A 22,061-nucleotide genomic window follows, 5' to 3' on the forward strand; every position below is an offset into this window, starting at 1 on the left:
GGCTCAGGCCTCCCTTTCTTCAGCCCTGTCAGGCCGGTCCGACGCCGGCGACTTCTGTTCGCCCGCGCGCATCGTAGCCGGCGGCATGACGTCCTCGTCGCCATAGGGCACAGCCACCTGATGCGGGAACGGAATTTCGATCCCGGCGGCGTCGATGGCCTCCTTGCCGCCCTGCATCAGGTCGGCCTGCACCTGCCACCAGTCGTCCGAATTCACCCAGGCGTGCAGGGTGATCTGCACCGCGCTGTCCCGCAGGCCGGTCACCCCCGTCCACGGCGCCGGGTCCGGCAGCACCTTCTCATGCGCTTCCGCCACGGCGGCCAGGACGCCGCGGGCCGCGTTCAGGTCCTCGCCGTAGCCGACGGTGAAATTGATCTCGATCCGCCGTGTCTTCTGCCCCGACAGGTTCAGGATCACGTCGCCCAGAACCTTGGAATTCGGCACCACGATCTTGTGGTTGTTGGCGTTCGACATCTGGGTCGTAAACAGGTCCAGCCGCTGCACCGAGCCGGCCACGCCGCCGATGTCGATGACGTCCCCGACCTTGTACGGCCGCAGCACCAGCAGCAGCACGCCCGCGGCGACGTTCGAAAGCGTCCCCTGCAACGCCAGGCCGACGGCCAGGGAAGCGGCGCCCAGCACGGCGATGATCGAGGTGGTCTGCACCCCCAGCCGCTGCAGCACGGCGATGAAGCCGATGATGTAGACCACCACCCGCACCACCTGCACGGCGAAGCTGAGCACGGTCTGGTCGTGACGGAATCCGCGCACCCGCAAGAGCCCGCGCCGGGTCAGCCGGGCCGCCCATTTGGCGGCGATCACCGTCGCCACGAGGATGATCGCGGCGATGCCCAGATTGATCGCCAGATCGCCCGCCATGTCGGTCAGCTTGGCCAGCATGGCGACGTCGATCGGGACGGCCTTCTGTCCGGCTGTCACGGCGTCGTTGAGCGAGGTCGGGAGCGAGATCATGGGCCGGGTCTAGCGCCCCCGCCTGGATTTGGAAGCCCGTCCGGCCAATTCTTCAGCCCGGGGTTGCTGCCACCCGCCCACCGCCGCTCTCCAGCGCGTCCAGCAGATCCATGACGTCGTCCAGGGTGTTGGCCTCGCGCGCCGGCTTGTCCCAGCGGATGCGGCTGACGCGGGGAAAGCGCATGGCCACCCCCGACTTGTGCCGCATCGACCGGTTCAGCCCCTCGAAAGCGATTTCCAGCACCAGACCGAAGTCCCGTTCCGCGCGCACCGACCGCACCGGTCCGAACCGCTCGACCGTGTGGTCGCGGACGAACTTGTCGAGCTGTTTCAGCTCCTCGTCGGTGAAGCCGAAATAGGCCTTGCCGACCGGGGTCAGGGTCCCTGCCCCCGCCTCGTCCCGGGTCCAGACGCCGAAGGTGTAGTCGGAATAGAAGCTTGAGCGCTTGCCGTGCCCGCGCTGGGCGTACATCAGCACGGCGTCGATGACATGCGGGTCGCGCTTCCACTTGAACCATGGCCCCTTCGGACGGCCCGCCACATAGGGGCTGTCCCACCGTTTCAGCATCAGCCCCTCGGCCGCCGCCCCCACCGGCGGATCGGCCCGCAGCGCGGCCAGTTCGTCCCAGCTCGCATAGGGCACGATCGGGGACAGATGCAGCCGGTCCCCGCCATGACCCGCGACCAGCGCCTCCAGCCGCGCGCGCCGTTCGATCAGCGGCGCCGCCCGCAGATCCGCGCCCTCTTCCGCCAGGAGGTCATAGGCCACGATGGCCGCCGGAAAGGCCGCCATCATCTTCGCATCGACGGTCTTCCGGTTCAGCCGCTGCTGCAGGTCTCCGAACGGCGCCACCGCCCCATCGCGCCAGACCACCAGCTCGCCATCCACCGCCCCCTCGAACGCGAGCCCCACCATCACATCGGCGAAGGCGCCTGAAATCTCGTCGCCGGTGCGGGAATACAGGCGCGCGATGCCGGCCTCACGCACCGCCTGGACGCGGATGCCGTCCCATTTCCACTCCGCGGCGTAGTCGGCCGGCTCCAGCTTCGCGAAATCCACCGCCTCATCGAGCGCGGTCGCCAGCATCACCGGCCGGAACCGGCCCGGCGCGTCGGCGTCCGGCCGCGCCCCGTGCCCCTCCAGCCAGGCGAACAGGTCGCCATAGGGCGGCTCGAGGGCGTGCCAGACCTCCTCGATCTCCGAGGCGTCGACGGGTTCCAGCGCGACGGCCGCCTCCCCGCCCTCGGGATCGGGCGGCTCGCTGACGCTCTGCGGCCGCATCATGGCGGCGGCGGTCCTGGCCAGCCGGGCGGACAGGCCGACCCTCAAGCCGCCGGTCATCAGCTTCAGCAGGGCCCAGCGCCCCTTTGGCTCGAGGGCGTCGAGCCAGCCCTCCAGAAGTCCCGCGACCTCCCCCCGTCCGGCGGTCCGCAACGCCTCGACCACCTCGCCGAGTTCGGGCTCGCGGTTGGCGCGATGGTCCGGGTTGGCCGGCCAGATCAGGGCGACGGTCTCGGCCAGATCGCCCACATAGTCATAGGACCAGCCGAACAGGACCGGGTCGATCCGCCCCTCCACCGCCTTGCGGATCATCGCCGGCTTGGCCGCGGCGAAGGTCAGGTCGCCGGTCAGCGAGGCCAGGGCCCATCCGCGGTCCGGGTCCGGCGTGCTCCTCAGATAGTCTCTCAGCAGCACCAGCTTCGCATTACGCGAGGCCGTCAGCGACAGGCGGTCCAGCAATTCGGCGAAGGCGCGCATCGGACCTCGTTTAGGCGTCTCCGGTGCAAACGAAAAACGCCCCGGAGGTTTCCCTCCGGGGCGTCGTATCGATGGCCGCGGGTCCTAGTTGAACAGGCTGGCGATCACCGCGGCGATCATGCCGGTGCTCGAGTTCGACAGGACCACGTCGTTGCCGCTCCGCACATACTGGTAGCCGTGCGGCGGCTGGTACAGGCCGTAGCGGTCGTAGTCGCGGACGACATACTGGCTCGAGCGGTAGTAGGACGGCATCCGCTGGCCATAGGCCCACTGGCGGACGGCGTGACCGCGCGGAGCCTGGTAGCGGCCGGCGTTGTAGCGACGTTGCGACTGCTGCCAGCGGGCGTAGGCGCGCCTCTCCTGGCGGGCTTCGCGGCGATCGTCACGGGCGTCCTGACGCCATTCGCGGCGATCCTCCCGGGCGTCCCGGCGGTCGTCGCGACGATCCTCACGACGGTCGTTGCGATCATCGTGGTCGTTGTGGCGGTCGTGGCGCTGCTCGTACTGGCCGCGCGATTGAGCTTCGGCGGCGGAGGCCATGCCCAGCGAGGTCACGGCGAACGTGGCGGCCAGGGCGGCGGTGAGAGCCTTGTTCATGGGATGTCTCCAGATGCGGCCGAAGGAGTTCGACTTGCCTGCACTCTGGTCCCCGGCCGTTGAGCCGGGTCTGAACGGCCCTGCTCACCTGCCGTTCACACCGCCGTCGCCTTTCGAACGCTATTGCCGCCGTCTCAGGCGGCCTCGGCCTTCGCCCCGCTATCCACGAGAGAGCGCAGGCCCGCCCGGCCGGAGCCGACCTCGTTCATGACGCGGGCCAGGGCGGCGAAGTCGATCGGCTTGTTCAGATAGGCGTCGGCCCCGGCCTCCAGTCCCGCCTCATGATCTTCCGTCCGCGCCGAGGCCGACAGGACCACGATCGGGGTCTCGGCGTTGGCGCCGCCCCCGGCCCGGATGCCGCGGGTGGCCGTCAGACCGTCCATGACGGGCATGTTGACGTCCATGATGATCAGGTCGAACCGCTGTCCGGCCGCCATTTCGAGCGCGATCTGCCCATTCTCGGCGGTCGACGACGTATGGCCGGCGGAGCTCATCCAGGCTTCCAGGATCATCCGGTTGACCGGATGGTCCTCGACCACCAGCACGTTCAGCGCACGCCCGTCCTCGACCTCGGCGGCGATCGGCTCGGCCGCCTCCTGGCGGGTCCAGTCGACGACCTCGGCCTCGACGCTGAAGGTGAAGGTGGAGCCCTCTCCGACGGTCGATTCCACCGTGATGTCGCCGCCCATGATGTTGGCCATCCGCCGCGAGATCGTCAGCCCCAGGCCGGTGCCGCCGAACCGGCGCGTCGAGGAGGCGTCGACCTGGGTGAAGGGCTGGAACAGCCGCGCGAGATCCTCGGGGGAAATGCCGGCGCCGGAATCCCGCACCGAAAACTCGAACCGGACCCGGTCCTCGTCCAGCCGCTCGGAGCGGACCGTATAGGCCACCTCGCCGCCGTCGGTGAATTTCACCGCATTGGACAGCAGATTGTGAATCACCTGGCAGACCCGCAGCGGATCGCCGCGCACCACGGCCGGCGTGTCGCCCTCGAAATGGGTGGAGAAGGTCAGGCCCTTGGCCTCGGCCTGCGCCTGGAAGGGGCCGGTGACGCGCTTGTGCAGATCGTCGATCGAGATGTCGACGATCTCGAAGGTCATCTTGCCTGCCTCGATCTTGGTCATGTCGAGGATGTCGTTCAGCAGGCTCAGCAGGTTGTCGCCCGAGTTGCGGATGATCGACAGATATTCACGCTGGGTCGGCTCCAGCCGGGTGGCGCCCAGCAGCTGGGCGGCGCCGAGCACGCCGTTCATCGGCGTGCGCAGCTCGTGCGAAATGACGCCCAGGAAGCTGGACTTGGCCTCGCTCGCCGCGTCGGCGCGGTCGCGGGCGGCCTCCAGTTCCTCGATCAGATGGGCCTGGTGCTCCTGGAAGGCGCGAATACGCTCCTCGCGCAGCATGGTCATCAGAACCAGGACGACGAGTCCGGCGGCCGTGAACGGCACCACGCCCATGAAGGCCCAGAACAGGTCGGTGCCCCACAACGATCCGGCGATGATCGCGGCCGCGGCGCTGTACGGCGAGGAGATCACCACCGCCTGCTTCGGCGAGCTGCGCAGCTGGGCGAACACCAGCACATAGCCGGAGACCAGCAGGGTCATGGCCAGCGGCTGTCCGAAGGGATGGCCCGAGAACCACGCCATCAGCGGCGCGGTCGCCCAGGCGGCCGTGGTCGCGGTGGCCACGGCCGGGAAGATCAGCCCCCAGCCCGCGCCGACGCGCTGGCTGATCCGCTTCTCGACCGCGCCGCGCAGGGCGCCGGCGGCGATCGTGCCGAAGAACCACAGGGTGGCGGCGACCGGCCCGACGACGGCCAACAGGCCCACGGCCCAGCTGGAGATGATCAGGTAGCGCAGATATTGCGTCTGCAGGATCGCGCGCAGCGCCTGGGCCGCCTCGCCGGAACCCGGTTCGCCGGTCGTCGGCTTGCTGATTCCGTCGGATTCGACCATTGCGCGCCCAGCTCCCCCAATATTCCGGGGCGAACGCTATGGCCAAGAATCTAAGACGAGATGAACGCTGACGCTTCGATGACAGCCGTTCGCTGAGCGTCGATCAGAGGACCGCAGCCTCTGCCGGGGTCAGGGCCCGGATCGACAGGGCGTGCACGGGCCCGGCCAGTTCCTCGCGCAGCAGGGCGTTCACGGCCCGCTGACGCTGCACCCGGCCCTGGCCCTCGAAGGCCGCCGAAACCACCGTCAGGTTGAAATGGCTCTCTCCCCCGGCGTGGCCGTCGACCCCGCCCTCGTGATGGTGGCCGGCGTGCCGCCCGCTGTCGTCCTCGATCTCAAGCCGGTCCGGCGCCAGGCCCGCGGTCAGTTTTTCGCGGATAATTCTCGCTATCGGGCCTTCCGGCATGCGCTTGTCCTTGTTGGCGACCAATTCCCCCCTACACTTCGTGCGATGTCATCCGCCTTTCAATACAAGCCGCGCTTCAAAGACATGCGGATCAAGCCGCCCCGCCCCGAAGAGGAGGCGGCGGAGGCCGACGTCCTGCACCTCAAGCCGGGCGAGAAGCCGTGCCAATGGCCCGACTGCCGTCAGGCCGCGACGGCCCGCGCGCCCAAGTCGCGTGAACGGCTCAACGACTTCTACGACTTCTGCCAACGCCACGCCGGCGAGTACAACAAGGGCTGGAATTTCTACGCCGGGATGACCGAGGGCGAGGTTCGCGCCGCCCAGGAGAACGAGGCCATGACCGGCGGCCGCCCGACCTGGGAGATGAAAGCCGGCGCCAATACGCGCGAGGCCGCCGCCTTCGCCGCCAAGATGGGAACCTCCAACACCACCGGGGCCGGCAGCTGGCGCGACAGCTTCGGCCTCTTCGGCCGCCGCATGAAGGAACAGGTCGGCCCCGACGGCCAGGACGACCTGCGTCTGGGCAAGCTGGAGCGCGCGGCTCTCGCCGACCTCGGTCTCGACGCCCGCACCGAAAAGAAGGCGATCAAGGCCCGCTATCACGAGCTGCTGAAACGCTTCCACCCCGACCTGAACAAGGGCGACCGCGGCGCCGAGGCCAAGCTCCAGAACGTCATCAAAGCCTACAAGACCCTGAAGAAGGCCGGGCTGGCCTGAACAGGGTCAAGCCTAGAGCCGGACCCAGAACGGCAGAGTCTGGCCTTCCGCGACACCGAACCCGTCCAGATACAGCACGGGCCTCGCCAGCAGATCGGTGTGCAATATCTGGCCACTCGGAAATGGAACGCACAGCGTCCCCATCGGCACCTCCATTGAGCAATACCGGATGAAGGCATACCAACGCGTGCTCAGCCCTTCGTCACTCACCATCACCGCTGGCGTCCCAAAGGCGGCCTGTCCATCCGGGGTGGAGTAACGAGGGTCCAGACTCCTCACCGGCAGGTTCGAACTCGCGAAATTAAGGGTGATCACGACCTGGGCCCGACCTCGTACCGACGGAGGAATTCGCAGCGAGCCGGTCAGGCGTAGGCCCACCCCGAGATACGGGTCCATCCAGTTGGGATCGACGCCATCGACTTCCAGGAAGGAATTCCCGGCCGGAATTGAGGGCGGGGTCCAGACGTCCGCCGGAAGTTCCACAGGCTCGGAGGCGGCGTCATAGCCCTTCTGATCGAAGACGATATAAGCCTCGGTCCCCATCGCCTCGAACTGGTCATAAGCCACCCAGGCGTAGCCGCCGTCGCCCCATTGCCGGCCCCATGAGTTGATGACCCGATAGGCTCCACGGTTATCGTCATATCCGACAACAACCATCGCATGCCGCCCAAGCCGGGGTCCGCCGAACTGGTCAATGACCCGGGGGCCGCGCCACTCCCAGAACAGCTGATCCACGAACGCAGCGAAGACGATCGGAAAGCCGGCGTGCAGTTGGGCCCTGAGCTCGTTCCGGTTGCGCAGGTTGACGGTCCTGAAGGTGTCGATCCTGAAATCGGCCGCCGCCGCCCTCGCCGCCGCTGACGGCGGGATAAAGGGACTGGGCGTATAGGGCATCTCGGCCAGGGGCGCAGCGCCCTGGGTGATCAGAACCCGGAAGGCATCCCCGAAGTTCGAGCCCTGATCTGTTCCCCCGTTGATCTGGTTGTAGACGAAGGAGGGGCTGAACACCCGGGCCGGATGAGCGCGCCCGTCGACCGTCGTCAGCGACCAGCCCCGCTCCGTCGCCTCCTGGTAACTCTTCATTGCATAGGCGACGGCCCAGCCGACACAGGACTGCTGGGGATCCTGGTCGCCCGGCGGCGGAAACCGGTCGCTCAGATCGACCGATTGCGGCAAGGCTTGGCCGGAAAACGGCTGGTAGGCGTCGGGAATGGCGGCGTAACGCTCCGGCGGGGCCGGGTTGAGGCCAATCGCCACCTGCGCCGCGGCGCCCACAGCGCCAAGGCACCAGCAAAGCACACTCACCAGCCAGATGCGCATTGTCGCCCTCCCTGTCGGGTTCAGGGATAACACCGATCTTCTTGCCGAGCCAAGACTGGCGATCGGGCCCGCCGCCCCTATCTGAACAGCCTCACCAAGGAGCCCTCCCATGGAAGTCCTCTACCGCGCCCACGCGACCGCCTCCGGCGGCGGCCGTGACGAAGGCCGTTCCGTCACCGACGACGGCAAGATCGATGTCCGCCTGTCCGTCCCCACCGAAATGGGCGGCAAGGGCGGCGACGGGACCAACCCCGAGCAGCTGTTCGCCACCGGCTACGCCGCCTGCTACCTCGGCGCCCTGCGGCTTGTCAGCGGCAAGGCTGGAACCCCGGTCAGCCCGGAGACGAAGGTCGCCGCCGGCATCGGCTTCGGCAAGAACACGAGGGGCGAAGGCTTCAACCTCGACGTCGAGCTGACCATCAGCGACCACGGTCTCGACCAGGCTGTCATCGACGACCTGATCCAGAAGGCCCACCAGGTCTGCCCCTACTCCAACGCCACCCGCGGCAACGTCGACGTCAAGCTGACCGCCGTCTAGTCCAGCGTGGTCCGGTAGCGCATCATCGCCAGCGCCCCGACGATCAGCACGAACACGCCCAGTGCGAACAGGCTCGGCCCCGCGTTCTCCAGCCCGACGCCCTTGAGCAGCGATCCCCGAACCACCCGCAGGAAGTGTGTGACCGGGATCGCCGTGCCGATCGCCTGGGCCCAGTCCGGCATGCCCCGGAACGGGAACATGAAGCCCGACAGCAGGATCGCGGGCAGCATGTAGAAGACGCTCATCTGCATCGCCTGCAACTGGGTTTTCGACACCGTCGAGATCAGGAACCCCAGCGACAGCGACCCGACAATGAACAGCATCAGCCCCGCCCCCAGGGCGATCCAGCCGCCGCTCATCGGCACATCGAACAGCAGCCGCGCCATCACCAGGAAGATCACGGCCTGGACCAGCCCGACCAGCACATAAGGCGTCAGCTTGCCCGCCATGACCTCCAGCGGCCGCACCGGCGTGGCCAGCAGGCTCTCCATCGTCCCCCGCTCGCGCTCGCGCGCCATGCCCAGCGAGGTCATCATCACCAGCGTCATCGACAGGATCACGCCCAGCAGCCCCGGCACGATGTTGTGGGCGGTGATGGCCTCGGGATTGTAGCGCCGGTGCACGACCACCTCGAACGGCGCCCGCCCCGGCGCCCGCGCCGCCAGCGGTCCGGTCAGGTCCCGGGTCAGCGCCTGCGACGGCAGGCTGGCCAGCGCCGCCACCGCGCCCGAGGTCGCCGACGGATCGGTGGCGTCCGCCTCAACCAGGATCTGCGCCGCGTCGCCGCGCACCACCCGTTTGGTGAAGTCCGCCGGGATGATCACCGCGAACTGCACCTCGCCCCGCGCCAGCGCCTGATCCAGCTGGGACTGGCTGCGGGCCTGCACCGTGATGTCGAAATAGCCGCTGTTGTTCATCGCGGTCAGGATCGAGCGCGAGAAGGCGCCGTTGTCCTGCACCAGCACCGCCGTCGGCAGATTCCGCGGGTCGTCGTTGATGGCGTAGCCGAACAGCAGCAGCTGCACGATCGGCAACAGCAGGATCATCGCATAGGTCAGCCGGTCGCGCGTCAGCTGCACGAACTCCTTGACCATCACGGCCCAGGTGCGGGTCAGGGACAGCATCTCAGGCCGCCCTCCCCTTCTCCGCCTCGATGTCGTGGATCAGCTGGATGAAGACGTCCTCCAGCGTCGGCCGCGTCTCGGTCCAGGTGAGCGGCGGCTTGCGGTACGGCTGGATCGCGGCCTCCAGCGCCGCGCGGTCCCGCCCCGACACGTGCAGCACCGTCCCGAACGGCGCCGCCATCTCCACGCCCGGCTTCGCCCGCAGCTCCGCCCCCAGCCGGTCCGCGCCCGGCCCCTCGGCATGGAAGGTCGCGAGCCCCGACGCCTCGATCACCTCGTCCGCCGTGCCCCGCGCCAGGGTCCGCCCGCCGGCGATATAGGCGATCTCGTGACAGCGCTCGGCCTCATCCATGTAGTGGGTCGAGACCAGCACGGTCATGCCGTCCGCCGCCAACGTATGGATCTCGTCCCAGAAGGTGCGCCGCGCCTCCGGATCGACCCCGGCTGTCGGCTCGTCCAGCAGCAGCAGGTCGGGCCCGTGCAGGGTCGCCGCCGCCAGCGCCAGCCGCTGCTTCCAGCCCCCGGACAGGTTTCCCGCCAGCTGCGCCCGCCGCGCCGTTAGCCCCAGCCCGTCCAGCGCCGCCTGCACCCGCTCTTTCCGCCGGTCCAGCTCGTGCACCCGGGCCATGAAGGTCAGGTTCTGTTCGATCGACAGGTCTTCGTAGAGCGAGAATTTCTGCGTCATATAGCCGACGCGCCGCTTGATCAGCCGCGACTGGGTCATGACGTCATGGCCCAGCACCGTGCCCGCGCCGCTGTCCGGCTTCAGCAGGCCGCACAGCATCCGCAGCGTTGTGGTCTTGCCCGCGCCATTGGGGCCCAGAAAGCCGCAGATGCGGCCGCGCTCCACCGTGATGCCGAAATCCTTCACCGCATGCAGCGACCCGAACGACTTGTTCAGCCCCCGCACATCGATGACCGGCCCGGCGGCGGTGCTCACTCCCCCGCCCCCAAGGGCGTCACATCCACCGGCAATCCGGGGTTCAACGTCGCCGCATTGGCTGGCCGCGCCTCGACCCGATAGACCAACCGGTCGCGGCTGCCCTTGCTGTAGAGCACCGGCGGGGTGAATTCCGGCCGCGGGCTGACCCAGCTGATCCGGGCGCTGCCCGTCGCCGCGCATCCGTCGCAGCTGAACCGCACCGTCCGGCCGGGCCGATAGCGCGCCATCTCCGCCTCCGGCACGAAGAACACCAGCTTGACCTCGCTGTCCGGCAGCAGGGCCAGCACCGGTGTATTGGCCGCCGCCCATTCGCCCGGCCGGTAGAAGATCTCCTCGACCCGCGCCGCCGCCGGCGCCGTGGGCGACAGCTGGCCCAGCCGCGCCTGCGCCTCGCTCAGCCCGCCGCCGGCCTGCAGGGCCTGCTGTTCCGCCTGCGAGATGGCGTCCTGCCGCGCGCCCATCGCCGCCACATCGCGCCGCCGCCGCACCGCCGCCGTCTGGGCCCGGGCCGCGTCGCGCGCCGCCCGCACCTGATCCAGCCGCGCCGGCGCATAGATGCCCTGCCGCACCAGCGGCTCGATCCGCGCATAGTCGGCCTCGGCGGCCCGTTCGCTCGCCTGCGCCGCCGCCAGTTCGGCGTCGAACACCGACAGCTCCTCCGCCCGCTGGCCCTTCCTCAGGTCCGCCGCCCGCGCCTCGGCCGCGCCCACCGCCGCCGCCGCGCTGTCAGCCTGGGCCCGCTGCACCTGCGGATCGATCAGGAAGGTGCGGCCGCCCGCGGCCACTCGCTCGCCCTCGCGCACATACAGGGCCGAGACCGCGCCCGAGACCGGCGCCGCCAGATAGACCCGCTCGCCCTCGATATAGCCGGTCAGGGTCCGCGCCTCGTCGCCGCGCAGGAACAGGAACCAGATCAGGGCCCCCAGGACGACGATCGCCCCGATCGCCAACACAGGCCGAAGTCGCGTCATGGCCGCATCCCCTTCAGGACCGTATCCAGATGCTGTTCCGCCAGGGCGACCACGTCCAGCGCCGGCGCCCCGACCGGCTCGAAGGTCTCGCGCCACACCATCGACAGCACCATCGGGCCCATCAGACCGAAGGCGAACAGACGCGGATCGCCGGGCCGCACCTCGCCGCGGGCCTGCGCCCTCGCGATCAGCCCGCCCATCAGCTGCAGCCCCGGCTCGACCACGGTCTCGTGCCAGATGGTGGCCAGTTCGGGATGGTTGCGGCTCTCGGCGATGACCAGCTTGACCACGCCGGTGACGCGCCGGTCCGTAACCACGGTGCGGGCCAGCATCCCCAGCCCCATTCGCGCAGCGGTCTCGAACGGAACCTCGGCCGAAGCCATGGCCTTGATCCGCTCGATATTGGGCGAGATCGCCTCGGTGACCACGGCCCGGAACAGATCGGCCTTGGTCTCGAAATACAGATACAGCGCGCCTTTTGACACGCCCGCTCGCTTCGCCACCTCTTCCAGCCGCGCCGCCTGGAAGCCGCGCTCGGCGAACACCTCCAGGGCGGCGGCGAGAATCTCGGCCGGGCGGTCGGCGGGACGGCGGCGGAATTTCGGCTGGCCGGCGGGCAACATGGCGGCTCATATAAATAACTGACCAGTCAGTTATTACTCTCGCGTAGCGAGACTGTAAAGCGCGGTTCCGCCAACCTCGCCCAAGCCGCCGCTGGACCCCGCCGCGCTGGAATTCTAAGGGAGGCGCATGACCTCCCCGCTCGACGCCACCCCCGATCCGCTGATGACGCTGGAACCGCACCGCCACGCCACGGTGCGCGAGATTTTCGGCATCGACTCGGACATGACCGTGCCGATGTTCACCGAGCGCGACAGCCACGTGCCGGACATCGACGAGGCCTACCGTTTCGACCCCCAGACCACCCTGGCCATCTGCGCCGGCTTCGCCTTCGACCGCCGCGTCATGGTCCAGGGCTATCACGGCACCGGCAAGTCGACCCACATCGAGCAGGTCGCGGCCCGCCTCAACTGGCCCATGGTCCGGGTCAACCTCGACGCCCACGTCAGCCGCATCGATCTGGTCGGCAAGGACGCCATCGTCCTCAAGGACGGCAAACAGGTCACCGAATTCCGCGAGGGCATGCTGCCCTGGGCCATCCAGCGCCCGATCGCCCTCGTCTTCGACGAATATGACGCCGGTCGTCCCGATGTGATGTTCGTCATCCAGCGCGTGCTGGAGGCCCAGGGCCGCCTGACCCTGCTGGACCAGAACCGCGTCATCCGGCCGAACAAATTCTTCCGCCTGTTCGCCACCACCAACACCATCGGCCTCGGCGACACCTCCGGCCTCTACCACGGCACCCAGCAGATCAACCAGGGTCAGATGGACCGCTGGAACATCGTCACCACGCTCAACTACCTCGACCACGACGTCGAGGCCGGCATCGTCGCCGCCAAGGTGCCCGAGTGGAACAACGCCGAGGGCCAGCGCCGCATCGCCGCCATGGTCCGCGTCGCCGACATGACCCGCAACGCCTTCATGAACGGCGACATCTCGACGGTGATGAGCCCGCGCACGGTCATCACCTGGGCCCAGAACGCGATCATCTTCGCCGGCGACGTGGGCCTCGCCTTCCGCCTGACCTTCCTGAACAAGTGCGACGAGCTGGAACGGCCGACGATCGCGGAGTTCTACCAGCGGGCGTTTGGGGAAGATCTGCCGGAGGCGGCGACGCGGGTGAAGGTGGGGTGATCCCCTTCCCTTCTCCCGCAAGGGGAGAAGGATCAGCCTTGGCCATTCCGCCACGCCCCCTTGGCCATCTCCCGCGCCGTCTCCCGCACCCCTTCCGGCCACGCCTCCACCGCCGCGTCGAACGCCGTCCAGTCGCCCGCGAACAGCATCCGCGTCGCCTCCTCGTAGCCGGGCCGGTCTCCTGCCATGGCGGTCATGAAGCGGTAGGCCCTCTCTTTCGCCCGCCGCGCCCGCTCCGGCCCCTCCCCCGCCTTCATCTCCGCCTCGACCAGCTTCCTCAGCGCCACGGAGGCGCCGCCCGGCTGGGCCGCCAGCCAATCCCAGTGGCGCGGCAGCAGGGTCACCTCGCGCGCCGTCACCCCCAGCTTCGGCCGCCCCGGCCCGCGCGTCTCCGCCGGCGCCAGCGCCGGCCCCAGCCGGGCCCGCGCCTCGGACAGGTCGCCACGCAGGTCGAGGTCGACGACCCGCCCGTCCGCCAGATCGAACACCAGCGGCGCGGCGCCCGCCGCGGCGGCGGCGTGGATGACCGGCAGGGCCCGGTCCAGCCGGTCACGAGCGATCCGTTCGGCGCCGACAAAGGCGGCCACGGGCAGGTCGGATGGAACGGGCATGAAATCTCCGGGACGGCAGCGATCCTACGACCGCGTTTGACGCATCGCGCGCCTATTGTGACCGGTGGGGCCCGGACCCGGCCGCGAGGGACGGACGGTTCGGACGGTTCGGACGGTGTTTTCAGGGATTTATCCGGGTGAAATCTCGCGGTCAATATTACCCGGGTACAACTATCGGCGCCGCCCTGTCGCACGCCCGGAACTCCCGTCCCGGCTGTGCGCTAAACCGACAATCGTCCCCCACCCCCTGTCGAAGGAACTCCCCATGACCGACCAACGCATCGAAGGCGCCGCCACCGAACTCGAGGGCAAGGCCCAGAACGGCCTCGGCCGCCTGACCGGGGACAGCAAGCTGCAGCTCGAGGGCCGTATGAACGAGGTCAAGGGCAAGGCGCTCGACGCCTATGGCCGCGTCATCGACGGCCTCGACGGCCTGGTCGAGAAGGCCCCGGTCCAGTATCAGGGCAAGGCCCGTCAGGGTCTCGACTTCGCCCGCCGCAAGCCGCTGCTGACCACCGGCATCGTCGCCGGCCTGGCCGTGCTCCTCAGCGGCATCGGCCGCCGCCGCCACTAACCCGCGCGGGCTTCGTCTCAGAAGCCCCAGAACACGCTGCCGACGACCGCGCTGTCCTCGGTGTCGCTGTCGACCCAGTCGAGGCCCACGGTGAAAGCCCCCACCGGGGCCTCGACGCCCGCCCGCCAGTCGGTCTTGCCGTCGGGCGCGAACCCGCCGTCCTCGTGCCCCAGCTGGGCGTGCAGGCTGACGGGCCAGGCCTCGGGGGCGTACTCCGCCCGGGTCCACACCCAGGTGTTGGCCTCGTCTCCGGTCCCGGTCTGGGCCGGCGCCCAGACCACCCCGGTGGTGAAGGTCGCATCCCCGACGCTGCGCCCGACCTGCAGCGGGAACTCGACGTAGTTCACCTCGTCCCCGTCCGGATACAGGTTCCGCCAGACGCCCAGGTCGACGTCGAAGCCGCCTACCGCCCCGGCCCAGCCGGCGTAGAGCGTGATCTCGATCTCCGCCCCGTCACCGTCGGCGCCCACGCCGTATTCGTCGATGCTGGAGCCCCAGACCCCGCCGTAGAAGCCGGAAACATGGCCCACGGTGATCTCGCCCTGCACCGCCGGCTCTCCGTCGGACAGGGTGTAACCGCGATCGCGATAGTCCGAGACCACCCCGGCTCGCCCTTCGACCGTCCACTCCGGATCCTGCGCCTGCGCGGCCCCTGCGGCAGCCCATGCAATGGCCGTCATCAACAACCTGGCGTTCAACGTCTTCACCCCTTTTGGACGAACCCTTACCGCAGACGGATTAAGGTTGCGTCATCAACAAGTTACGGCGCGTTCACCACACTGGCTAACCGCTGTTTAGCGGCTCGCGTGGCAAGCAGGTCTCATGGGGGCGGCTTCCTTTCATCGTCGGGATCTGCAGCGGATCGTCCTGTCCGCCCTGCTCGTCGCCGCCCTGGTGCTGGGCGGCACATCCGGGCTCATCGCCTGGGCCACCGCCTCGGTGGACCGCGTCGAGGTCGACAAGGAGCGCTCGCTGGTCGAACGGCGCCTGACCCGCTCGCTCGAGGGCCTCGTCGAGAACGTGAACTCGGCCACCATCTGGAACGACTCCGTCGTCGCCCTGTCCGGCGCGCCGGACCTCGAATGGCTGCAGCTGAATTTCGGCGACTACTACGCCGACTACATGCACCACGCGGTCACCCTGACCTACGGCCCCGATGGTCGCCTGATCGCCGCCTCGCGGAACAGCGAGCCGGTCGACGCTTCGCAGGAAGCGGTGTTCGCCGCCGCCGTCGCGCCGATGGTGGCCGAGATCCGCAAGGCCAGCGCGGCGCCGGGCAAGCGGCGCGCCTTCGGGTTCGAGGCGGTGGTCAACCGCAGCGCCGTCATGCGCGTGGGCTCCGACGTCTGGCTGGTCGCCGCCTCCAGCGTGGTGCCCGAGGACGGCAGCGTGGCCCGTCCCGCCGTCGACCCCGTCGTCGTCTCCGCCCAGCCGATCGGCATCCTGTTGACCTCTCTGGAGCAGGACCTCGCCCTCGTGGACCCCCGCTTCACAACGACCGCGGCCGAGGGCCCGGCCGTCGTCAGGATCAGCGGGCGTGGAAACGTGTCGCTGGGATCGCTGGTCTGGACCCCGGCCGAACCCGGACGCGGGCTCCTGCGGGACGCCGCCCCGGTCATGGCCGCAGTGCTGCTGGCCCTGATCGCCGGTTCGGTCCTGCTGCTGGTCTGGGTCGATCGGGTGGCGCGCCGCCTCAGCGAGAACGAGGCCGCCCTGACCGAGGCCCGCGACCGGGCGGAGATCGCCAATGTCGCCAAGTCCCGGTTCCTGTCGAACGTCAGCCACGAGCTGCGCACCCCGCTGAACGGCGTCATCGGCATGGCCGAGGTGATGGCGTCCGGCGAACTGAGCCCGATCCAGCGCAGCCGTCTCGACGTCCTGCGCGAGTCCGGCGCCAACCTGCTGCGCCTGATCGAGCGGCTGCTGCAGGTGACCCGCCTCGAGCGCAAGGAGGTTCTGGTCGACCGCGCCGTCTTCGATCCGGCCGCCAGCGCCCAGGCGATGGTCGATCAGTATCGTCCGGCCGCACAGGCCAAGGGCCTGGACCTGACGCTCGACTGCGTTCCGACCGGCCCTCGGCTCGGCGACGAACTGCACCTGCAGCAGGTCCTCGACTTCCTCATCGACAACGCCGTCACCTACACCGATCGCGGCCGGGTCAGCGTCGAGGTCAGTCCCCGCGACGGCGCCGTCCGCTTCACCATCGCGGACACCGGCATGGGCATTGCGCCCGAGCTCCTGCCGCGGCTGTTCGACGTCTTCGTGCAGGGCGACGACTCGATCACCCGACGGTTCGAAGGCGCCGGCCTCGGCCTGTCCATCTGCCGCAACCTGGTCGAGGCCATGGGCGGGCGCATCTCGGTGGACAGCGAACTGGGCCGCGGATCGACCTTCATCGTCGACCTGCCGCTCCCTCCCCCGTCGGACGTCATCCGGGAACCGCTCGCGGCCTGATCTCAGCCGGTCGCTTCGTCCGCGGTCTCCTTCACCGGCGCCCCCGAGGGCCCCTTGATGTCGAAGGCGATCTTGCCGTCCTTCAGCTCGACCTTGACGTGGCCGCCGCGGGTCAGCCGGCCGAACAGGATGTCGTCGGCCAGCGGCTTCTTGATGTGCTCCTGGATGACCCGGGCCAGCGGCCGCGCGCCGTACAGTTCGTCGAAGCCGTTCTTGGCCAGCCAATCATTGGCCTCGTCGGTCAGCTCGATGGTGATGTTGCGGTCCGCCAGCTGGGCTTCCAGCTGCAGGATGAATTTGGTCACCACCGACCGGATCGTGTCGGCGTCCAGCGCCTTGAACGCCACGATGGCGTCGAGACGATTGCGGAACTCCGGAGCGAACAGCCGCTGGATGGCCTTCTCGTCCTCGCCCTCGACCTTGCCGCGGCCGAAGCCGATGGCCGCCCGCGCATTGTCGGCCGCCCCCGCGTTGGTGGTCATGATCAGCACCACATTGCGGAAGTCCACCTTCTTGCCGATGGCGTCGGTCAGCTGGCCGTTATCCATCACCTGCAGCAGGATGTTGTAGACGTCCGGGTGGGCCTTCTCGATCTCGTCCAGCAGCACCACGGCGTGCGGATGCTGGTCGACGGCGTCGGTCAGCAGCCCGCCCTGGTCATGGCCGACATAGCCTGGAGGCGCGCCGATCAGCCGGCTGACGGTGTGCCGCTCCATGTATTCCGACATGTCGAAGCGCAGCATCTCGATGCCGAGGGTGGCCGCCAGTTGCTTGGCCACCTCGGTCTTGCCGACCCCGGTGGGGCCCGAGAACAGGAAGGCGCCGATCGGCTTCTGCGGATCGCGCAGCCCGGCCCGGGCCAGCTTCATCGCCGCCGAGACCTGCTCGATCGCCGCCGACTGGCCGAACACGACCCGGTTCAGGTCGCGTTCCAGCTCGCGGAGCCCCTCGGTGTCAGACTTGCTGACCGACTTCGGCGGGATTCGGGCCATCCGGGCGATGACCGCCTCGACCTCCTTCTGGCCGATGACCTTCTTGCGCTTCGATTCCGGCAGCAGCATCTGCGACGCCCCCGCCTCGTCGATCACGTCGATCGCCTTGTCCGGTAGTTTGCGGTCAGTCATGTAGCGCGCCGACAGCTCGACCGCGGTGCGTATGGCGGCGTCGGTATAACGCAGCTTGTGGTGGCCCTCGTAAGAGGTCTTCAGCCCCTTCAGGATCTTGATCGTGTCCTCGACCGTGGGTTCGTTGACGTCGATCTTCTGGAAGCGGCGGGCCAGGGCCCGGTCCTTCTCGAAATGCTGGCGATACTCCTTGTAGGTCGTCGAGCCCATGCAGCGCAGGCTGCCCGAGGCCAGCGCCGGCTTCAGCAGGTTCGAAGCGTCCATGGCCCCGCCCGAGGTCGCGCCGGCGCCGATCACCGTGTGGATCTCGTCGATGAACAGGATGGCGTTGTCGTGCGTCTCCAGCTCCTTGACGACCTGTTTCAGCCGCTCCTCGAAGTCGCCGCGATAGCGGGTGCCGGCCAGCAGCGCCCCCATGTCGAGGCTGTAGATCGTCGCGCCTTCCAGCACGTCCGGAACCTCGTGGTTGACGATCTTGCGCGCCAGGCCTTCAGCGATGGCGGTCTTGCCCACGCCGGGATCGCCGACCAGCAGCGGGTTGTTCTTGGTCCGCCGGCACAGGATCTGGATCGAGCGGTCGACTTCGGCCTGACGGCCGATCAGCGGGTCGATCTTGCCGTTTCGGGCCTTCTCGTTGAGGTCGACGCAATAGGCTTCCAGCGCCTCGCCACCGGTCTTGGCGGCGGCGGCGTCCTCGGCGTCCTCGGGGCTGCCGCCGGACCGGGCCGGGCGGGTCTCCCCGACTCCCGCCTTCTTCGCGATGCCGTGGGCGATGTAGTTCACCGCATCATAGCGGGTCATGTCCTGCTCCTGCAGGAAGTAGGCGGCGTGGCTCTCGCGCTCGGAGAAGATCGCGACCAGCACATTGGCGCCCGAGACCTCCTCACGGCCCGAGCTCTGGACGTGGATCACGGCGCGCTGGATCACGCGCTGGAAGCCGGCGGTCGGCTTGGCGTCCTCGCCGTCCGACGTGGCCAGGGCGGCCAGGTCGGTGTCGACATACAGGGTCAGCGCCGTCTTCAGGCTGGGCAGGTCGACGTTGCAGGCGGTCATCACATTGGCCGCGTCCGGGTCATCGACCAGGGCGAGCAATAGGTGCTCCAGCGTGGCGTACTCGTGCCGGCGCTCGTTCGCGTAGTGGACGGCGCGGTGCAGGGTCTCTTCGAGAGGACGCGAAAATGAGGGCATTGGAAGGTTCCTCTCAGTCCTTTTCCATCGTGCATTGCAGCGGATGCTGGTGACGGCGCGCCGTCTCCACCACCTGGGCGACCTTGGTTTCGGCCACTTCGTAGGTGAAGACGCCGCAGACCCCGACGCCATGCTGGTGCACATGCAGCATGATGCGGGTCGCGTCCTCGCGGCTCTTCTGGAAGAACCGCTCCAGCACGTAGACGACGAATTCCATCGGCGTGTAGTCGTCGTTCAGGATCAGCACCCGGTACAGCGAGGGCCTCTGAAGCTTCGGCTTTGTCTCGGTGACGGTGGCGGCCCCGAGGCCCCCTTCCTGATCACCGACCTTGCGAGACGGCGGCATTCGTTGTCCGTGTTTGGGGAGTCGATGGACAGATAGGGAATGATGGCCTGATTTGAAGCGGCGTCCAGTCACAGCTTTATGTTTGGCCGCGGCCGTCGACCCTTCGGGATCTCCCGACCCGACGCGGCCTGGCGTTCCACGCAGTCCCGCCCTCGAGCAGTGAGCCGCCGCGCGGCGAACGTCAGGGCGACAAAAAGGGCCCCCGGATCGCTCCGGGGGCCCCTCGTACGCTTACTGTGGCTTGAGGCCTTAGCGGGCGGCCTGGAACTTCTCAACCGAGGCGGTGACGCGCTCGTTGATCGGCTTGAAGCTGTCCTTGACGGAGGCGGTGAACACGTCGGTCATGCGGGTGACCTCGGCCAGATAGGCCTCGGCGGCCGACTTGGCCCAGTTGGTCTGCAGCTCGAGGGCTTCCTGGACCGAGCGAGCCTGGGCCAACGACTGGGCGGCGGCGACGCCGTCTTCCCAGCTCTTCTTGCCGTAGGCGACGGTCTGGGCCGACAGGGCCTCGACGCCCTTCTGGGCGGCGGTGGCCGAAGCGACGACGGCCTCGAGGTTCTTCTTGCCCTCGGCGTTGAGCTCGGTCAGGCCGGCAACCGACTTGTCGGCGGCTTCACGGAACGCCTGCGCGCCCGCGGCCTGGATTTTCTCAGCCTGGGCCTGGGCCTTCTCGGCCGAAGCCTTGACCTGGGCGGTGGCGGTTTCGACGGTCTTCTTCACGGTTTCGGCGCTGTCGGCCATGGTATTTCTCCTGAACCTGTCGCGGCTTGGCCGCTTGCGATTGATCCGCGGCGAGCCATGCCACCGCGACAGATGCTAATATGGTGCAAGTGCGAAGGAAGGTCAAGGGAGTTTTGTGCAGTGCACAATCTCTTCACACGAGCGACCGCGCTTCACAAAACCGTTGACGGCTTGTTTACCCTCACGAAACCCCGATGACGCATGTTAGCCTTTCGTCAGCGTCGCGTGGTGGGGCCGCCGTCGCGCTTATTGTATGAGGCCTGCGCTTGCCGATCTTCTCCCTGATCCGCCGCGGACTGTTGTCCCTGATCCTGGTGGCCGCCCTGGCGGTCGTCCCGACGACGCCCCCGTTGGTCGCCCAGTCATCTGACAATGCGCGCTACGCTGCGATCGTGGTCGACGCCGAGTCCGGCGAAGTCCTGTTCGCGCGCCATGCCGACAGCAGGCGCTACCCCGCCTCGATCACCAAGGTCATGACCCTCTACCTCGCCTTCGAGGCGCTCACCGAAGGCAAGGTCAAGCTGGACGACGTCATCACCGTCTCGCCACGCGCCGCCAGCCAGCCGCCGTCCAAGCTCGGACTCGCGGCCGGTCAGACCATCACCCTCGACGACGCCATGAAGGCCACCGCGGTGCGCAGCGCCAACGACATGGCCATGGCCATCGCCGAACACGTCGGCGGCTCGCAGGATCGCTTCGCCGCGCAGATGACCTTGAAGGCCCGCGAACTGGGCATGACCCAGACCCGCTACGTCAATCCGAACGGCCTGCCCGACGCGCGTCAGGTCACCTCGGCCCGCGACCTCGCCATCCTCGCGAGGGCGATCATGCGGGACTATCCGCAGTACTATCGGTATTTCGGCCTGCACGACTGGGCGTATCAGGGCCGCGAGTACCGCAACACCAACGGCCTGCTCCGCCAGGGAGCCGGCTACGACGGCATGAAGACCGGCTACACCAACGCCTCGGGCTACAACCTCGCCGCCTCGGCCGTGCGGGATGGACGCCGTCTGATCACCATCGTCCTCGGCGGCCGTTCGACGGCCAGCCGCAACAGCCACGTCGCCGCCCTGATGGACACCGGTTTCGAGGTCGAGCGCGCACGGGCCCGCGGCCAGACCATCCAGGTCGCCCAGACCTTCTTCGAGGAACGCGGCTTCGGCATCGGGCCCGACAACGCCGGCCCGTTCCAGTATGCGTCCGACCAGTCCGACGCCGCGGAGGAGACGGACTCCGGCTCGACCGCCGTCAGCTACGCTGCCCTGCCCGCCGCCCCGCCGCAGCCCACGCGAGTGACCCCCGCCCCGTCCGAAGGCCGGACCGTGGCCTCGCTGATGCGCGCCGACGGCCCCGCGGACGTTACCGCCTCGCTCAACGGAGCCCCCGCGACCCGACCGACGTCGCCGCGTCAGCCCGCCCGCGAAACGGTCCGCGAGACCGCTGGCCGCTGGGCCGTGCAGGTCGGCGCCTTCCGCGACGAGACGGTGGCGCGCGACTGGCTGACCGAGGTCAACCGCCGCTTCCGCAGCCAGTTCAACGCCGCCGAGCGTACGGTCCAGAACGCCGAGGGCTGGTACCGCTCGCGCTTCACCGGCATGAGCGAACAGGCCGCCCAGGCCGCCTGCGCCGCCCTGGCCGAGCGCCGCGTCACCTGCATGGTGATCCGACCGCAGTAGCGGGACAGCATCCGCCTTGCCGGGCGGCCGCTTTTCCCCTATAGGCCCCGCCTTTCCAGGGCTTCGGTCCTGACGCGGAGCTCCAAAGGGTTCGGGAAGTCATCCCGGCCGCCGCTTCAGGATCCATCGTGGGAGAGGACTTACCCGGTCCCCTCGCGCCGACGCCCTACAAGGGAGACCACCGCATGGCTCTTTACGAGCACACGGTCATGTCGCGCCAGGATATCAGCGCGCAACAGGCCGAAGCGCTGAACGACACCATCAAGGGCTTGATCGAGCAAGGCGGCGGTTCC

The 22,061-nt window shown here is 68.6% G+C and carries 21 protein-coding genes and 1 pseudogene; 7 read left to right on the forward strand and 15 right to left on the reverse strand.

All coding sequences use genetic code 11. The features are described from left to right. Positions 1-3: 3 nt before the first annotated feature. The 5 genes from V6M45_RS12685 to V6M45_RS12705 form a co-directional block, all read right to left on the reverse strand. Positions 4-972, reverse strand: a complete 969-nt coding sequence (locus tag V6M45_RS12685) for a mechanosensitive ion channel family protein (RefSeq protein ID WP_332656903.1) — start codon at positions 970-972, stop codon at positions 4-6. A gap of 52 nt (positions 973-1,024) precedes the next feature. Continuing rightward, complete coding sequence (locus V6M45_RS12690; RefSeq protein WP_332656904.1) at positions 1,025-2,731, reverse strand: cisplatin damage response ATP-dependent DNA ligase; 1,707 nt, start codon at positions 2,729-2,731, stop codon at positions 1,025-1,027. 84 nt (positions 2,732-2,815) lie between these two features. Further along, the gene (locus V6M45_RS12695) at positions 2,816-3,328 is read right to left on the reverse strand and encodes an RcnB family protein (RefSeq protein WP_332656905.1); all 513 of its coding nucleotides are present in this window, start codon (positions 3,326-3,328) and stop codon (positions 2,816-2,818) included. Between the two features lie 134 nt (positions 3,329-3,462). Beyond that, positions 3,463-5,280: an ATP-binding protein gene (locus V6M45_RS12700; protein WP_332656906.1), complete on the reverse strand. Its 1,818-nt coding sequence runs from the start codon at positions 5,278-5,280 to the stop codon at positions 3,463-3,465. Positions 5,281-5,383: 103 nt separating this feature from the next. Further along, a complete protein-coding gene (locus tag V6M45_RS12705; RefSeq protein ID WP_332656907.1) occupies positions 5,384-5,686 on the reverse strand; it encodes a BolA family protein in 303 nt (100 codons plus the stop codon). A gap of 45 nt (positions 5,687-5,731) precedes the next feature. Between V6M45_RS12705 and V6M45_RS12710 the strand changes: the two genes are divergently transcribed. Beyond that, entirely contained in the window at positions 5,732-6,403 is a 672-nt protein-coding gene (locus tag V6M45_RS12710; protein WP_332656908.1) for a J domain-containing protein, read from the forward strand. A gap of 12 nt (positions 6,404-6,415) precedes the next feature. On the opposite strand, the gene V6M45_RS12715 is transcribed toward V6M45_RS12710, so the two are convergent. After that, positions 6,416-7,723 (reverse strand): C1 family peptidase, encoded by a 1,308-nt coding sequence (locus V6M45_RS12715; RefSeq protein WP_332656909.1) that lies wholly within the window; start codon positions 7,721-7,723, stop codon positions 6,416-6,418. 109 nt (positions 7,724-7,832) lie between these two features. Between V6M45_RS12715 and V6M45_RS12720 the strand changes: the two genes are divergently transcribed. Beyond that, positions 7,833-8,261 (forward strand): organic hydroperoxide resistance protein, encoded by a 429-nt coding sequence (locus V6M45_RS12720; RefSeq protein ID WP_332656910.1) that lies wholly within the window; start codon positions 7,833-7,835, stop codon positions 8,259-8,261. Here the strand turns inward: V6M45_RS12720 and V6M45_RS12725 are convergent. The 4 genes from V6M45_RS12725 to V6M45_RS12740 are packed head-to-tail and all read right to left on the reverse strand — an operon-like array spanning position 8,258 to position 11,922. Further along, the gene (locus V6M45_RS12725) at positions 8,258-9,385 is read right to left on the reverse strand and encodes an ABC transporter permease (protein WP_332656911.1); all 1,128 of its coding nucleotides are present in this window, start codon (positions 9,383-9,385) and stop codon (positions 8,258-8,260) included. The two genes, V6M45_RS12720 and V6M45_RS12725, sit on opposite strands and share 4 nt — an antisense overlap. Position 9,386: 1 nt before the next feature. After that, positions 9,387-10,325: an ABC transporter ATP-binding protein gene (locus V6M45_RS12730; RefSeq protein WP_332656912.1), complete on the reverse strand. Its 939-nt coding sequence runs from the start codon at positions 10,323-10,325 to the stop codon at positions 9,387-9,389. Next, positions 10,322-11,299 carry an HlyD family secretion protein gene (locus tag V6M45_RS12735; RefSeq protein WP_332656913.1) on the reverse strand — a complete coding sequence of 326 codons (978 nt, stop codon included), beginning with the start codon at positions 11,297-11,299 and terminating at the stop codon, positions 10,322-10,324. The genes V6M45_RS12730 and V6M45_RS12735 overlap by 4 nt, the downstream gene beginning before the upstream one ends. Beyond that, positions 11,296-11,922 carry a TetR/AcrR family transcriptional regulator gene (locus V6M45_RS12740; protein ID WP_332656914.1) on the reverse strand — a complete coding sequence of 209 codons (627 nt, stop codon included), beginning with the start codon at positions 11,920-11,922 and terminating at the stop codon, positions 11,296-11,298. Before V6M45_RS12740 ends, V6M45_RS12735 begins: the two co-directional genes overlap by 4 nt. Positions 11,923-12,049: 127 nt before the next feature. Between V6M45_RS12740 and cobS the strand changes: the two genes are divergently transcribed. Further along, positions 12,050-13,054, forward strand: a complete 1,005-nt coding sequence (gene cobS, locus V6M45_RS12745; protein ID WP_332656915.1) for a cobaltochelatase subunit CobS — start codon at positions 12,050-12,052, stop codon at positions 13,052-13,054. 32 nt (positions 13,055-13,086) lie between these two features. On the opposite strand, the gene V6M45_RS12750 is transcribed toward cobS, so the two are convergent. Next, entirely contained in the window at positions 13,087-13,665 is a 579-nt protein-coding gene (locus V6M45_RS12750; protein WP_332656916.1) for a DUF2239 family protein, read from the reverse strand. A gap of 265 nt (positions 13,666-13,930) precedes the next feature. Here V6M45_RS12750 and V6M45_RS12755 point away from each other — a divergent pair, with 265 nt between their 5' ends. Next, entirely contained in the window at positions 13,931-14,239 is a 309-nt protein-coding gene (locus V6M45_RS12755; RefSeq protein WP_332656917.1) for a CsbD family protein, read from the forward strand. 17 nt (positions 14,240-14,256) lie between these two features. Here the strand turns inward: V6M45_RS12755 and V6M45_RS12760 are convergent, their stop codons facing one another. After that, complete coding sequence (locus V6M45_RS12760) at positions 14,257-14,919, reverse strand: TorF family putative porin (RefSeq protein WP_332656918.1); 663 nt, start codon at positions 14,917-14,919, stop codon at positions 14,257-14,259. 142 nt (positions 14,920-15,061) lie between these two features. Between V6M45_RS12760 and V6M45_RS12765 the strand changes: the two genes are divergently transcribed. Further along, positions 15,062-16,693: a sensor histidine kinase gene (locus V6M45_RS12765; RefSeq protein ID WP_332656919.1), complete on the forward strand. Its 1,632-nt coding sequence runs from the start codon at positions 15,062-15,064 to the stop codon at positions 16,691-16,693. A gap of 2 nt (positions 16,694-16,695) precedes the next feature. Here V6M45_RS12765 and clpA read toward each other — a convergent pair whose 3' ends face one another. The 3 genes from clpA to V6M45_RS12780 form a co-directional block, all read right to left on the reverse strand. Beyond that, complete coding sequence (clpA, locus tag V6M45_RS12770) at positions 16,696-19,005, reverse strand: ATP-dependent Clp protease ATP-binding subunit ClpA (RefSeq protein WP_332656920.1); 2,310 nt, start codon at positions 19,003-19,005, stop codon at positions 16,696-16,698. 13 nt (positions 19,006-19,018) lie between these two features. Further along, the gene (gene clpS / locus V6M45_RS12775) at positions 19,019-19,351 is read right to left on the reverse strand and encodes an ATP-dependent Clp protease adapter ClpS (RefSeq protein WP_332656921.1); all 333 of its coding nucleotides are present in this window, start codon (positions 19,349-19,351) and stop codon (positions 19,019-19,021) included. A 249-nt stretch (positions 19,352-19,600) separates the two neighbouring features. Continuing rightward, the gene (locus V6M45_RS12780; protein WP_332656922.1) at positions 19,601-20,092 is read right to left on the reverse strand and encodes a phasin family protein; all 492 of its coding nucleotides are present in this window, start codon (positions 20,090-20,092) and stop codon (positions 19,601-19,603) included. Between the two features lie 266 nt (positions 20,093-20,358). On the opposite strand from V6M45_RS12780, the gene V6M45_RS12785 reads away from it, so the two are divergent. Further along, positions 20,359-21,768, forward strand: coding sequence for a serine hydrolase (locus V6M45_RS12785; protein WP_332656923.1), 1,410 nt, complete (start codon positions 20,359-20,361; stop codon positions 21,766-21,768). Positions 21,769-21,896: 128 nt separating this feature from the next. Continuing rightward, positions 21,897-22,061, forward strand: a pseudogene (locus V6M45_RS12790) (30S ribosomal protein S6); the annotation flags it as partial.

This window comes from Brevundimonas sp. (assembly GCF_036676055.1).
Classification (GTDB): Bacteria; Pseudomonadota; Alphaproteobacteria; order Caulobacterales; family Caulobacteraceae; genus Brevundimonas.

Bases quoted from the DNA above. Each gene is read 5' to 3' on its own strand.
- V6M45_RS12765 (WP_332656919.1), top strand. From the start codon at position 15,062: ATGGGGGCGGCTTCCTTTCATCGTCGGGATCTGCAGCGGATCGTCCTG.
- clpS (WP_332656921.1), bottom strand. From the start codon at position 19,351: ATGCCGCCGTCTCGCAAGGTCGGTGATCAGGAAGGGGGCCTCGGGGCC.
- clpA (WP_332656920.1), bottom strand. From the start codon at position 19,005: ATGCCCTCATTTTCGCGTCCTCTCGAAGAGACCCTGCACCGCGCCGTC.
- V6M45_RS12760 (WP_332656918.1), bottom strand. From the start codon at position 14,919: ATGACGGCCATTGCATGGGCTGCCGCAGGGGCCGCGCAGGCGCAGGAT.
- V6M45_RS12700 (WP_332656906.1), bottom strand. From the start codon at position 5,280: ATGGTCGAATCCGACGGAATCAGCAAGCCGACGACCGGCGAACCGGGT.
- V6M45_RS12695 (WP_332656905.1), bottom strand. From the start codon at position 3,328: ATGAACAAGGCTCTCACCGCCGCCCTGGCCGCCACGTTCGCCGTGACC.
- V6M45_RS12690 (WP_332656904.1), bottom strand. From the start codon at position 2,731: ATGCGCGCCTTCGCCGAATTGCTGGACCGCCTGTCGCTGACGGCCTCG.
- V6M45_RS12715 (WP_332656909.1), bottom strand. From the start codon at position 7,723: ATGCGCATCTGGCTGGTGAGTGTGCTTTGCTGGTGCCTTGGCGCTGTG.
- V6M45_RS12725 (WP_332656911.1), bottom strand. From the start codon at position 9,385: ATGCTGTCCCTGACCCGCACCTGGGCCGTGATGGTCAAGGAGTTCGTG.
- V6M45_RS12705 (WP_332656907.1), bottom strand. From the start codon at position 5,686: ATGCCGGAAGGCCCGATAGCGAGAATTATCCGCGAAAAACTGACCGCG.
- V6M45_RS12740 (WP_332656914.1), bottom strand. From the start codon at position 11,922: ATGTTGCCCGCCGGCCAGCCGAAATTCCGCCGCCGTCCCGCCGACCGC.
- V6M45_RS12780 (WP_332656922.1), bottom strand. From the start codon at position 20,092: ATGGCCGACAGCGCCGAAACCGTGAAGAAGACCGTCGAAACCGCCACC.
- V6M45_RS12710 (WP_332656908.1), top strand. From the start codon at position 5,732: ATGTCATCCGCCTTTCAATACAAGCCGCGCTTCAAAGACATGCGGATC.
- V6M45_RS12755 (WP_332656917.1), top strand. From the start codon at position 13,931: ATGACCGACCAACGCATCGAAGGCGCCGCCACCGAACTCGAGGGCAAG.
- V6M45_RS12750 (WP_332656916.1), bottom strand. From the start codon at position 13,665: ATGCCCGTTCCATCCGACCTGCCCGTGGCCGCCTTTGTCGGCGCCGAA.
- cobS (WP_332656915.1), top strand. From the start codon at position 12,050: ATGACCTCCCCGCTCGACGCCACCCCCGATCCGCTGATGACGCTGGAA.
- V6M45_RS12720 (WP_332656910.1), top strand. From the start codon at position 7,833: ATGGAAGTCCTCTACCGCGCCCACGCGACCGCCTCCGGCGGCGGCCGT.
- V6M45_RS12685 (WP_332656903.1), bottom strand. From the start codon at position 972: ATGATCTCGCTCCCGACCTCGCTCAACGACGCCGTGACAGCCGGACAG.
- V6M45_RS12735 (WP_332656913.1), bottom strand. From the start codon at position 11,299: ATGACGCGACTTCGGCCTGTGTTGGCGATCGGGGCGATCGTCGTCCTG.